Annotated in this window: 11 protein-coding genes; 6 read left to right on the top strand and 5 right to left on the bottom strand. The window is 58.0% G+C overall.

Features of this window, described 5'->3' with window-relative positions; translation table 11 throughout:
* Positions 1-24 precede the first annotated feature (24 nt).
* Positions 25-1,446, top strand: a complete 1,422-nt coding sequence (locus tag ACNA0I_RS02230) for a CoA transferase (RefSeq protein WP_415804428.1) — start codon at positions 25-27, stop codon at positions 1,444-1,446.
* Between the two features lie 45 nt (positions 1,447-1,491).
* A complete protein-coding gene (locus ACNA0I_RS02225; protein ID WP_415804427.1) occupies positions 1,492-2,478 on the top strand; it encodes a Bug family tripartite tricarboxylate transporter substrate binding protein in 987 nt (328 codons plus the stop codon).
* Between the two features lie 38 nt (positions 2,479-2,516).
* Here the strand turns inward: ACNA0I_RS02225 and ACNA0I_RS02220 are convergent, their stop codons facing one another.
* On the bottom strand, positions 2,517-3,593 hold the full coding sequence (locus ACNA0I_RS02220; RefSeq protein WP_415804426.1) for a tartrate dehydrogenase: 1,077 nt from the start codon (positions 3,591-3,593) through the stop codon (positions 2,517-2,519).
* A gap of 97 nt (positions 3,594-3,690) precedes the next feature.
* Between ACNA0I_RS02220 and ACNA0I_RS02215 the strand changes: the two genes are divergently transcribed.
* The 3 genes from ACNA0I_RS02215 to ACNA0I_RS02205 all read left to right on the top strand — a co-directional run bounded on the left by ACNA0I_RS02215 (position 3,691) and on the right by ACNA0I_RS02205 (position 7,043).
* On the top strand, positions 3,691-4,602 hold the full coding sequence (locus ACNA0I_RS02215; RefSeq protein ID WP_415804425.1) for a LysR substrate-binding domain-containing protein: 912 nt from the start codon (positions 3,691-3,693) through the stop codon (positions 4,600-4,602).
* A gap of 138 nt (positions 4,603-4,740) precedes the next feature.
* The gene (locus ACNA0I_RS02210; protein WP_415804424.1) at positions 4,741-5,727 is read left to right on the top strand and encodes a ketopantoate reductase family protein; all 987 of its coding nucleotides are present in this window, start codon (positions 4,741-4,743) and stop codon (positions 5,725-5,727) included.
* A 287-nt stretch (positions 5,728-6,014) separates the two neighbouring features.
* On the top strand, positions 6,015-7,043 hold the full coding sequence (locus tag ACNA0I_RS02205) for a glycosyltransferase family 9 protein (RefSeq protein WP_415804423.1): 1,029 nt from the start codon (positions 6,015-6,017) through the stop codon (positions 7,041-7,043).
* Here ACNA0I_RS02205 and ACNA0I_RS02200 read toward each other — a convergent pair.
* From ACNA0I_RS02200 to ACNA0I_RS02185, 4 genes are all read right to left on the bottom strand, one after another.
* Complete coding sequence (locus ACNA0I_RS02200; protein ID WP_415804422.1) at positions 7,014-8,531, bottom strand: tripartite tricarboxylate transporter permease; 1,518 nt, start codon at positions 8,529-8,531, stop codon at positions 7,014-7,016. The two genes, ACNA0I_RS02205 and ACNA0I_RS02200, sit on opposite strands and share 30 nt — an antisense overlap.
* A 22-nt stretch (positions 8,532-8,553) precedes the next feature.
* Positions 8,554-9,069 (bottom strand): tripartite tricarboxylate transporter TctB family protein, encoded by a 516-nt coding sequence (locus ACNA0I_RS02195; RefSeq protein ID WP_415804421.1) that lies wholly within the window; start codon positions 9,067-9,069, stop codon positions 8,554-8,556.
* A gap of 15 nt (positions 9,070-9,084) precedes the next feature.
* The gene (locus tag ACNA0I_RS02190; RefSeq protein WP_415804420.1) at positions 9,085-10,158 is read right to left on the bottom strand and encodes a Bug family tripartite tricarboxylate transporter substrate binding protein; all 1,074 of its coding nucleotides are present in this window, start codon (positions 10,156-10,158) and stop codon (positions 9,085-9,087) included.
* Between the two features lie 158 nt (positions 10,159-10,316).
* On the bottom strand, positions 10,317-11,513 hold the full coding sequence (locus tag ACNA0I_RS02185; protein WP_415804419.1) for a pyridoxal-phosphate-dependent aminotransferase family protein: 1,197 nt from the start codon (positions 11,511-11,513) through the stop codon (positions 10,317-10,319).
* Between the two features lie 206 nt (positions 11,514-11,719).
* Between ACNA0I_RS02185 and ACNA0I_RS02180 the strand changes: the two genes are divergently transcribed.
* Positions 11,720-12,496 (top strand): GntR family transcriptional regulator, encoded by a 777-nt coding sequence (locus ACNA0I_RS02180; protein ID WP_415804418.1) that lies wholly within the window; start codon positions 11,720-11,722, stop codon positions 12,494-12,496.
* Positions 12,497-12,517 lie beyond the last annotated feature (21 nt).

The raw sequence follows: 12,517 nt of genomic DNA, 5'->3' as shown, positions 1-12,517 counted from the left end.
TCAACACCCTAGTGGACAGACTCAATGAGCGAGACAGCTTCTTCAACCCAAGACACTTATCGCGCTATTGCTGCGTTGCTCGGAAATGATTGGGTCAAGCAGGACGCTCCGGAACGCCGGCTGCGTTTGCATGGGGTTTGTCCCACGTTCGATTCCCCGCACAAGCTGACAGTTGCGGCTGCTAGTGCCATCGGCGCCTATGCGCTCGCTGTCGAGCGTTGGCATCATTTGGCCACAGGTGTGCACCAGACCGTCGCCATTGATTGGATGCAGGCAGCCTGCTCATTGAATCCCGGGCATTTTCAGACGCAGAGTGGATTTGCCCTGCCTGCGTTGTCCTTGTTGACAGAGCTGAAGGCCGATTTCTATCAGACGGCCGACGATAAATGGTTTTTCCCCATCGGCTCGTATCCGCATTTGCGCGACGGCGTACTGGAACTGCTCGATTGCGCCAACACGGCGTCGGCACTGGCCAAGGCCATATCGCATTGGAAAGGCGACGACTTGGAGGACGCCTTCGCCGAACACAAGTTGCCGGGCATCTATGCCCGATCGCAGGATGATTGGCTAAGTCACCCTCAAGGCAGACGTCTGGCACAGTTGCCTGCCGTCGAGGTCATCAAGATCGATGATAGTGAGCCAGAGCCTGCGCGAGCGAGCCTTCGGCCCTTGGACCACTTGCGCGTGCTGGATCTAGGGCATGTGATTGCCGGACCTGTCGTGGCGCGCTCATTGGCCGAGCACGGTGCAGACGTGTTGCGCATCACCTCGCCGGCCATGCAAGACCCATTTCGTCAGACGGTCGATACCAATATTGGAAAACGGTCCGCGTTCCTCGATTTTGATACCCAACAGGGGTTGCAGACTGTGAGGGAATTAATGAGCGGCGCCGATGTTGTGGTGCAATCATGGAGGCCCGGCAGCATGAGCAGGCGCGGTCTGGGCCCGCAAGACGCAGCATTGATACGGCCTGGCATTATCTATGTGTCGGTGACAGCGTTCGGCGATGAGGGGCCGTGGGGCCAGCGTGGCGGATTCGAACAACTAGGCCAAGCGGTAAGCGGCGTCTCTGTGAGAGAAGGCGCGCAGGGAAAACCTCGCGTTGTGCCTCCCTATCTACTGAATGATTACCTGACCGGTTATCTAGGAGCTACCGGCGTGATGCAGGCATTGATCCGCCGCGCGCAAGAAGGAGGTAGCTATCACGTCAAAGTGTCATTGGCGCGCACATCGATGTGGGTGCAAGAGTTGGGGCTGTTAAGTGGCTTTGATCCCATGCAACCTCGCCGGCATTTTGCCCAAGCGTTGAATCCGGTGCTGGAAACACGGGAATCTGCTTACGGCACATTGCAGCAATTGCCGCCGGTTGCACAGTTTTCGCGTACACGTGCGCAGTGGTCGCTGCCACCTGCTCCCAATGGTGCGCACAATGCCGCATGGCAATAGCTTCCATGGTCTTGCTATACCAATAATCAGGGCGAAGGAGACATTATGAAGATCGGACGATGGGCGTGCGCACTCGCTGCCGCCACAACCACCAGCTTGGCCGGCGTGGCGTATGCCGAGTCAGCTTATCCCACCAAACCCATCACATTGATCATCGGCTTTGCCCCGGGAGGCCCGACTGATGCGATCGGGAGGGTGTTATTCAAGACCGTGTCGCAAAAGCTGAACGTTCCTATCATCATCGAAAACAAACCTGGTGCCGGCGGCAACATCGGGACGCAAGAATTGATGCGTGCCAAACCGGACGGCTATACCCTGTTGTATGGCACCTCGTCGATTACGACAGCCCCGCCTTTGTTTGGGCGGGATGATCTGAATCCCACGAAAGCGTTCGTGACAGCCAGCTGCTCAGTCAGCGTTCCGCTCATTCTTTTGACGAATAAAGCGATGAACATGACATCGGCGCCTCAGTTCTATGAGGCAATCAAAGAGAATCCCGGAAAATATTTCCAAGGTTCGTCCGGTAACGGATCGATCGATCACCTGGTGTCGATGGATATCGCGAATCGTCTGGGTCTGGATTTCCAGCATGTTCCTTATAAAGGCAATGGCCCTGCATTGACCGATCTCGTCAGTGGGAACGTGAATTTCATGTATTCGGGTTCCTTCAATAGTGCGATGCCATTCATCCAGAATGGCCAAGCCAAGGCGCTTGCCGTGACCTCGGAAAAACGATCCGTCAGTTTGACTGATGTGCCCAGCCTCAGTGAGGTCGTACCCGCGCTGAAAGGGTTCGACGCGGGTACGTGGCAAGTGCTGATCGCGCCCAAAGGCACGGATCCTGAGATACTGAAGAAACTGGACCTTGCATTGCAAGCAGCCTTGAAGGATCCTGATGTGCAGAAGAGCCTGCGGTTTCAGGGGGCGGAGCTGATGAACAAAGATCCGAAGGCCTGCCAGGATTATGTGGCGTCCGAGTATTCCCGATGGAGCGAGACGATCAAACGGCTCGGCTTGAAAGCGGGAGGCTAGCGATACCGTTGGCATCGTCAGCGCCCCGGCCAGCCAGATCAGGATCTGGCTGCAACATGCTCCGCAATCGCACGCCCGATGTCCTCGGTCCGCGCATCGCCGCCCAGGTCCGGTGTCCGCGGACCTGATTTCAAGCAGTCTTCGATCGCACGCAAAATGGCATCATGGGCGTCGTCGCTGCCCAGGAACTGCAACATCAATGCGCCCGACCAGATCATGGCGATGGGGTTGGCGATGCCTTTGCCATAGATGTCCGGCGCAGAGCCGTGCACGGGCTCGAACAGCGACGGAAACTTGCGCTCCGGGTTCAGGTTCGCCGACGGTGCGATACCGATCGTGCCTGCGCAGGCAGGGCCCAGATCCGACAAGATATCGCCAAACAGATTCGACGCCACCACCACATCAAAACGCTGTGGTTGCAACACAAAACGCGCTGCCAGGATATCGATGTGCTGCTTGTCCACCGTGATGTCGGGATAGTTTGCCGACATGGCGTTGGCGCGGCCATCCCACCAGGGCATGCTGACCGCGATGCCATTGCTCTTGGTCGCGACCGTCAGATGTTTGCGATCGCGGCTTTGGGCCAGATCGAACGCATAGCGCAGCACGCGATCCGTACCGTGGCGCGTGAATACCGATTCCTGGATCACAATCTCACGATCGGTGTCGGGGAACAGGCAGCCGCCCAGATTGGTGTATTCACCCTCGGTGTTTTCGCGCACGATATAGAAATCGATGTCGCCTGCCTTGCGGCCGGCCAAGGGGCAGGGCACACCGTCAAACAGGCGCACATGGCGCAGATTGATGTATTGATCGAACTCACGCCGGAATTTCAGCAGCGATCCCCACAGTGAGACATGATCGGGCACCGTTGCGGGCCAGCCCACCGCGCCAAAGAAAATCGCGTCAAACTCCTGCAACTGCGCTTTCCAGTCTGCCGGCATCATTTCGCCATGCTTTTCGTAATAGTCGCAGTTGGCCCAGTCGAAATGGACGATCTCCAGCGGCAGGCCGAAACGTTTCGCGGCGGCTTCGACGACGCGCAGGCCTTCGGGCAGGACTTCGTTGCCGATGCCGTCACCGGCAATGGCGGCAATTTTGAATGATTGGGTCATGGGGGCGTACTCGATAGAAGTGAAAAGCGAGCCCCATGGTAGAAGGTGCACGAAGTATCTACAATGGCCAATATTGTGAAATTAATATGCACGAATCATGAATAATGATGTTCTGCCCGCTGATCTGCGCGTATTCTGTGCGGTCGTGCGTTCGTCCAGTTTCTCCGCCGCCGCCGCAGGCCTGGGCATGTCACCGGCCTATGTCACCAAGCGGATCCGGGTGCTGGAGGAGGCGCTGGCGACTTCGCTGTTTCATCGCACCACCCGCCGCGTGGTGACGAGTGAGGCGGGCGAGCGCATCTACCACTGGGCGCAGCGCATTCTGGATGATGTCGACCATTTGATCGAAGAGGTGGGCGTGACGCGCGGCGAACCTCAAGGTTCGTTACGCGTGTGCAGCAGCTTCGGATTCGCGCGGCGCGTGGTCGCGCCTGCGTTATCCGCATTCTCGGCACAGCATCCCTCCGTCCAGGTACACCTGGAGGCATTCGACCGATTGATCGATGTCGCGGCAGAGGGCTATGACCTGGACGTTCGTGTGGGCGACGAGATCGCCCCGCATCTGATTGCGCGGCTGTTGGCTGACAACCATCGCGTGCTATGCGCATCGCCAGCGTATCTGCAGGCTCATGGTATGCCCAGGAATCTGGATGACTTGGCGGCACACGATTGTCTCGTGATCAAAGAGCGCGATCATCCCTTCGGAGTGTGGCGGCTGCAGCGTGGACGGCGCGAACACACAGTAAAGGTGCGTGGCCCTTTGTCGACCAACAATGGAGAGATGGCGGTGAACTGGGCTGTGGATGGGCGCGGCATCATCCTGCGTTCGACCTGGGATGTGAATCCGCTGATCGAGCAAGGGCGTTTAGTGCATGTGCTGCCGCAGTATCGGCAGCAAGCCAACATCTGGGCAGTGTATCCGTCGCGGTTGAACGCATCGGCCAAGGTGCGGGTATGTGTGGAATTTTTGGAGACCTATCTGCGAGAGCAGGGGATATCAGGCCGGTAGCGCTCGATAGATAGGGGTGATGCTGACGTCGGTGTGCAATCCGGCAATCGTCATGCAAGCGCGGCATCTCTACAATCGGAGATCGATTTCCCGCGACTGTAGGCGATTCCGCCATGCGGGCTTCAGCTTGAGGACGACATGAAGATTTGCGTATTCGGCGCCGGTGCGGTCGGCAGCAATGTGGCAGTGCGACTCGCTAGTGCAGGGGTGGGAGAGGTAAGTATCGTGGCGCGGGGCCCGCATTTGGCGGCTATCCGTTCGCATGGTTTGTCATTGCGCCATATCGATGGAGAGCAATGGCATGCCCATTTTGATCACGCCACTGATGACCCTGCGACGCTGCCGCCTCAGGATATCGTGCTCGTCGCGCTAAAGGCCGCGAGTGTGCCTGCACAGGCCGACGCATTGCGCCAGCTATTGACGCCTGATGGTGTCGTCGCCTTTCTGTCGAACGGCATTCCTTGGTGGTGGAACTATGGCTGGAACAAGGGGGACGGGGCGCTGCCTTTACTCGATCCCGACGGCGCGCTCTGGAATCGTCTTGGCCCAGAACGTGCGTTGGGGACCGTGATTTATTCGGCCAACGAGGTCGAGGCGCCGGGGCGTGCGCTGCATCGCGGCGTGAATCGCTATATTTTCGGCGAGCCGGATGGCCGTTTGCCGGGACGGGCGGGCAGGCTGGCCGAGTTGTTCAGCAGCGCTGGACTGGGTGGCGAGACGACTGCCGATATCCGCTACGAAATATGGCGAAAACTGCTGCGCAACGCGGTGGGCAGCCCGTTTTGTGCGTTGACGAGGCTGGCATCGGCTCATTGCTCTCAAATTCCAGGTCTACCCGACATTCAGCGCGGGCTGGCGCTTGAGGTAGCCAACATCGCGCGTACGCTCGGATCGCCAATTACCGATGAGCACGCTCTGGGGGCAGTCAATACCCAATTGGCATCCAACGGCCGGCCGTCGATGCTGCAAGACGTGCTGCTGGGCCGGCGGATCGAGGCGGAGGCGCTATTGGGGCAACCACAGCAGTTCGCCCGGGAACTAGGTATTGCGTCCCCATATCTGGATACCGTGGTGGGGCTGTTGCGCGGCCTGGATCAGGCGCTCGCATTGGGTGTGCAGAAATAGCAAAAAATCGCGAGGCGGTTATCGAACGCCGTTGCGTTCGTAACCGTCCTGCCCGATATCTTCCGTAGTGAACCCGCGATCTGGCAGAAATACATTACCGTTTGTTCATAATTGGTGCGGTGCGATCACTCGTAGATACTCAGTTCTCCTATGAAATTTCATATTTCATGCTTCGGGTAAGAACGTAAAAAATCTAACCATTTATTCATAATTCAGCAGACTTTCTGGGCTGCCCACAGCTAAAATCGGCCGCGTGATGTTCCCCGCACAGGGGTTATTCGGTACGTATGAAAGATATCGCTGTCTATATTCGCAGCCGGGCCAAGTTCGGTGATCAGATCGCCTCGTTCCCAGCGCTTTATCAACTAAAGCAATGGTGGCCGCAGGCCAGGCTGCGAGTGGTTGGACAGCATGCCGTGTCTGGCTACTATTTGCCTTTGCCCTGGGTGGACGAGTTTGTGCAGGTCGATAGCCTGTACGCCGCCGCGCGCGCAATGCCGTGGCGGGCGGACATCGCGGTGTGTCTGCACCATAGCAGCGAGCGCTACGCCATCGTCAATATGCTGCGCATGCCCAAAGTGCGGCTAGGGTTCCAAAATAACCGCCTGCTGGATTTCATCTGGACGCACGGCTGGCGCAAAGACATCAATGAATACATCGGTCTGGCTAATTTGTCCCTCCTAGGGACTTATCGGCCTGTGCAGCCCGAAATCACGGCGCGTGATTGTTTTGCGAGCATCGCCGCGCTGGCTCCGCAGCCTGGTGCCTCAGCGGATATCGTCCTGATCCCCGGTGGCGGCGATGGGGAGTTCAAGCGCTGGGGTGTAGCCAATTTCGTCGCCCTGGCCGACATGCTCAAGGCGACGTTAGGAAGCGATACCCGCTTCAGCTTTGTCCTAGGCCCTGCCGAGGCCGCCGAGCGGACTGCTCTTCAGGCATTGAATCGGCCGGATTTTGAACTCGTCGTTGGCCGTACCGTGCCGGAATTAGCCGCGCTGATGCTCAACGCACGGCTGATTGTCGCCAATGACTGCGGCCCGTCGCACATTGGGCAGGGCGTATGCGTGCCTTATGTCGGTGTGTTCAACGAAGCCAATCCCGAGTGGTTCTGGGCACGATCCTATACCGAGGCGGTGTGCCCTGAACCGGGGCGTGTCGACATTCAATTAGTCTCGCCGGGCCAAGTGGCCGCGGCGTGTTCTCGAGTGTTGCAGACGCCGCGCCCTCTTTGGCTAAGTGCCCAGGAGCGCTCCACGGAGGGACAAGCCGGCGCTTTGACGTCCGGGTCAATGCTGCGCGACCGTGTCGCGGCCTGATTTACGGACCACGCGCCACAGCAGGGATACCAACGGCCATAACAGCATGATCAGCGCCAGCGTGGTGATCGTTCCGACCAGGCCGTTGGACCAGAATACGTGCAGGCCAGTACCCGGGCCCAGCATGGATTGCCGGAAAGCGTCCTCCATGCGATCTCCCAGGACCAGCGCCAGGATCATGGGCGCCAGCGGGTACGACAGCTTTTTCAGCACATAGCCTATTACCCCGAACAGCAGCATGAACCACACATCGAGCATGGCGTTATTGACCGAATACGCGCCAATGGCGCATACGACGATGATGATGGGGGCAACGATGGCAAAGGGGATGCGCAGTATCGCGGCAAACAATGGGACAGTGCTCAGCACAATGATCAGGCCCACGAAATTGCCCAGATACATGCTGGCGATCAAGCCCCAGACGAAATCTTTTTGTTCGGTGAACAACAGCGGGCCGGGCTGCAGGCCCCAGATCATCAGACCGCCCAATAACACGGCTGCCGTGGCCGAGCCCGGGATACCCAATGCCAGCATGGGCAGCAAGGCAGATGTACCCGACGCGTGAGCGGCGGTCTCGGGTGCAATGACGCCCTCAATCTCGCCGGTGCCGAATTTATGGCCATTGCGCGAAAACCGCTGAGCCAATCCATAGCCCATGAATGACGCTGCCGTGGCGCCGCCGGGCGTCACGCCCATCCAGCAGCCGACTATCGTGCTGCGTATCAGCGTCATCCAGTATCTGGGCATTTCCTTCCAGGTTTGCAGCACCACTTTGAGATTGATGCGCCCGCTTTTGCCCTCGAATTTCAGGCCTTCTTCCATGCTGACCAGGATTTCGCCGATACCGAAAAGTCCGATCACGACGACCAGGAAATCCACGCCACGCAGCAATTCCGACCAGCCGAACGTCATGCGCAATTCGCCGCTGACAGTGTCCATGCCTATTGCCGCCAAACCAAAGCCCAACATCATGGAAATGATGGTCTTGAACGGCGTCTTTTTATCTGTGCCTACGAAACTGCAGAATGTCAGCAGAAATACGGCAAAGAATTCCGGCGGGCCAAAGCGCAAAGCGAACTTGGACACCAGGGGCGCCAGAAAAGTGATCAGCAACACGCCTGACAGCGCGCCCACAAACGAACCCGTGAACGACGCGGTCAGCGCGTTGCCGGCACGGCCCTGTTGCGCCAGCGGATAGCCATCGAAGGTGGTAGCCACCGAAGACGTTTCCCCTGGAATGTTGAAGAGAATCGATGTAATCGCGCCCGCGAATAACGATCCCCAATAGATACACGACAGCATGATGATGGCTGAGGTGGGCGGCATGGTAAAGGTCAGCGGCAGCAGGATCGCCACGCCGTTCGGGCCGCCCAGGCCGGGCAGCACGCCGATGATGACGCCTAGCACCAGGCCGATGAACATCATGCCCAGGTTGTACCAGCTGAGCACTGTAGAAAAGCCATGGAATAACGCGGTCAGTTCATCCACTTGAGGTCTCCTGTTCCTGGTTTCAGTAGCCGAACAAGGCTTCTAGCGGGCCTTTAGGCAGGGGAACCATGAACTGAACTTCGAACATCCAGAACAGCACCGCGTTTACACCAACGCTGACCAGTACCGTCTTGAGCCAGCTGATCTTGCCGAGCAGTCGCATGAAGGCAGCGATGAACAGCGCCGACGCTACGTAAATCCCCAACAATTGAATGAGCAGGATGTACAAGGCGGTAGGCAGGAGCACCAGCAGCACCAGGCGAAAGCGCGCCCAACTGACAAAAATTTCCTGATTACGATGCTTGCCGAACATTGCCTTCAGGAACACCGCAACACTGGCAATGCAGATGATGAGCCCGATGTGAAACGGGAAGTACCCAGACTCAGGTCCGTCAGCGGCCCAAGTGATGCCTATGCGGTAGTTATCCACCATCATGACTACGCCCACGGCAAAAAATACGACCGCGGTTATTGCGTCGACGGCACTATGCGACAGCCCGCCTCCCGACGGGCGTTCCTGTGTTTGCGGTTGATCCATCCTGATTCCTCGGGCTTATTTTTTGGCAGCCAGACCGGCCTCTTGCATCAAGGCTTTGTGCTTGGCCTCATCCTGCTGCAGGAACTTCACGAAATCTTCGCCGGTCCGGTAGTCACCCTTGAGCGCCTGTTTGGCCAGGTAGTCCTTCCATTCCGGTGTTTCGCTGACTTTCTTGAGCAGGTCGGCGTAGTACGCGGCCTGTTCGGCTGTGCTGTCCGGCGGCAGGAAGAACGCGCGCAGCATTTGATATTGCACGTCGTAACCGGCTTCTTTGCAGGTCGGGATGTCGGCCCAGGATTGGGTCTTGGTGACCTTTTCGGTGTAGACCATGCGCTTGTCCGAGAACACGCACAAGGCGTTGAGCTGATCCGCACGCCACTGCGCAATGTTTTCGCTGGGGTTGTTTACGTTGGACTCGGTATGCTTGCCCACGAGTTGCGTGGCGGCCTCACCGCCGCTTTTATAGGGCACGTAGGTGAATTTCACGCCAGCCGCTTTTTCCAGCGCTACGGTGATGATCTGGTCTTCGCGCTTGGCGCCTGTGCCGCCCATCTTGAACTGTCCGGGCGGCGCGGCTTTTACGGCTTTCAGATAATCGGCAGCGGTTTTGTAGGGCGCTTCGGCGTTGGTCCACAACAGAAACTCATCTTGCGCAATCATGGCCACGGGAGTCAGGTCGCGCCAATTGAACGGCAGATTCACCGCGAGAGGCAGTGTGTAGATCGCTGAAAACGCCACCATCAGCTTGTGTGGATTCTTGGGCGAAGCCTTGGTATCCATGATGCCTTCGGCTCCGCTGGCACCGCCTTTGTTCAGCACCAGCGTGGTCTGCTTCATCAGCTTATGCTTCAGGATGATGCTCTGAATCGTGCGCGCCATTTGATCGGACGCACCGCCCGCGCCTGCAGGCACGATGATCTCCACGGGACGTGTGGGTTCCCATGCGTGGGCTGGTAGCGCAGACAGGCCGGCCAGCGCACCCAGCGAGGCGATGAAAAGCGTTTTTTGGGCCAGCCGGCTCCGGGCGGTATCAGCCGCCGGTACGGTGTGAGAATGGGGCGTAGATGGTCTGTGAGTCAGGTGCTTCATGATGTCTCCTCCGGGTCATACCGCGGGAGCGTCCTGTATCGGTACGCTTAGTTTGTGAGCCTTCCTGTCTGTACAGCGAGTCCTGTTTTTATTCCCCTGTGTCGGACTTTGAATTCGATGGCGCTGCTTTATCTGTCGCCTTGCATGGCGGTCTCGGCCTACGCCGGGTACGGTTTGCTGGTTTGGGACAGATAATCCAGCGCTGCCTGCACACCGCCTGGTTTGTGCGGTACGCCGGCTTTGTTCAATCCCATTTCCACGCCCGACAGCGTGCCGCACAGCGTCAAATCATTGAAATCGCCCAAGTGGCCGATACGGAAAATCTTGTCCGAAACTTTGCTCAGGCCCTGACCCAACGACATGTTGAAGTGCGTCAGCACCGTCTTGCGGAATGCGTCCGCACTATGCCCCTCCGGCATCATCACGGCCGTCAATGCCGGACTGTATTCTTCGGGCTTGCGGCACAGAATCTCCAGCCCCCACGCTTGCACGGCGCGGCGGGTAGCTTCTCCATGCCGCTTGTGCCGCGCAAACACATTCTCCAGTCCCTCGGCGAACAGCATCTGCAATGCTTCGTACAAGCCATAAAGCAAGTTGGTCGCAGGGGTGTAGGGAAAATATCCGCTGGGATTGATTGCCAGCATTTCCTTCCAGTCCCAGTAGGAACGCAGCAGCGCGGCAGTCTCGGAGGCCTTCAAGGCCTTGGCGCTGATCGCGTTGAACGACAGTCCCGCTGGCAACATCAGGCCTTTTTGCGAGCCCGCTACGGTGACGTCGACACCCCATTCGTCGTGCCGGTAGTCGATCGATGCCAAGGAGGATATCGTGTCCACCATCAATAGTGCAGGATGCTTGGCGTCGTCGATAGCCTTGCGCACGGCGGCGACGTTGCTGACGACGCCAGTGGCCGTTTCGTTGTGCACTACGCATACCGCCTTGATCTCATGACCGCTGTCGGCAGCCAGCCGCTTGCCGATCTGTTCGGCGTCCGCGCCGTGCCGCCAATCGCCTTCCTGGAACTCCACGCGCAGCTTCAACCTTTCTGCGACCTTTTTCCACAACGTCGCAAAATGGCCGGTTTCTGCCATCAAGACTTTGTCGCCTGGCGACATCGTATTGACCAGCGCGGCTTCCCAACTGCCGGTGCCCGACGCCGGGTAGATGATCACATCCGACTCGGTCTGAAATACTTTTTTCATGCCTGCCAACACGGCTTTGCCCAGCTCACCGAATTCCGGGCCGCGATGATCGATGGTGGGATTATCGATGGCACGCAGCACACGATCAGGCACATTCGTCGGGCCCGGGATCTGCAGAAAATGACGACCGGAGGGGTGTGAATGCAATGGCAGCATGTGTAGAGCTCCTCAGGAACTTGTATACAAAATACAAATCTTGATGAAGAATACGCATCAAGGCTGCAATTTCGCAAGCAAAACTTATGCGGCACCACAGCATTTTCAGGAGGCATGAGGCCAGTAAAATAGGAAGCTCATCCGACCAGCTCCGTATGGCAACGGGCAACGCCGATGACATGCATGCCTTTTAAATTTGTATACAAATGAAAATCGACTCTGTGAGCCTACCTAATCATTCATCCTCGCCGACGGCGGAGCCCGCGCAGGCATCGGAAGCCGTGGACCGACGCACGCTGCCAGCGACCATCGCGGACCGGCTGCGCGAGATGATCATCGAGGGTGAACTGGCCGCAGGCGCGCGTCTGAATGAACGAGAACTATGTGATCGGCTGCAGGTGTCGCGTACGCCGTTACGCGAAGCTTTTCGCTTGCTATCGGCAGAGGGGCTGGTCCGCATTCAGCCTAATCGTGGCGCGCATGTGGTGGCCTTGTCGGAGAAAGACATCCGGGAAAGCTTTGAAGTTATGGGTGCGCTTGAGGCCTTGTCCGGCGAATTGGCCTGCCAACACATCACCGAGCAGGAAATTGCAGAGATCCGGGCGCTGACCTTTGAAATGCAGGCCTGCCATGCCAGGCAGAATCTCTCGTCGTACTACCACGTCAATCGAGCGATTCATGATCGCATCAATGCCGCCGGCCAGAATCATCTGCTGTCGCAGGTCTATCAGAACATAAACCTGCGCCTGCAGAACTTGCGGTTTCGCTCCAATCTGAACCACGAAAAATGGGACAGGGCCATGCGAGAGCATCTGGAAATGGTCGATGCGTTGGCGTCACGCGATGGCCCCCGGCTCGCGCAGATCATGCGCGACCATTTGCGACGCAAGGGCGAGGCCGTCCTCGAGAGTCTGAGGCTGCACGCCGATACCTTGAGCACTACCCATAACGCGGATATCCCTGACGACCCAGGCGAATCCTGATATTCCTCAATCGATCTGATG

This window comes from Bordetella muralis, assembly GCF_965139205.1.
GTDB lineage: Bacteria > Pseudomonadota > Gammaproteobacteria > Burkholderiales > Burkholderiaceae_B > Bordetella_A > Bordetella_A muralis.
Note: the sequence above shows the minus strand (reverse complement) of the source record. Positions and strands in the feature narration are given on the sequence as shown.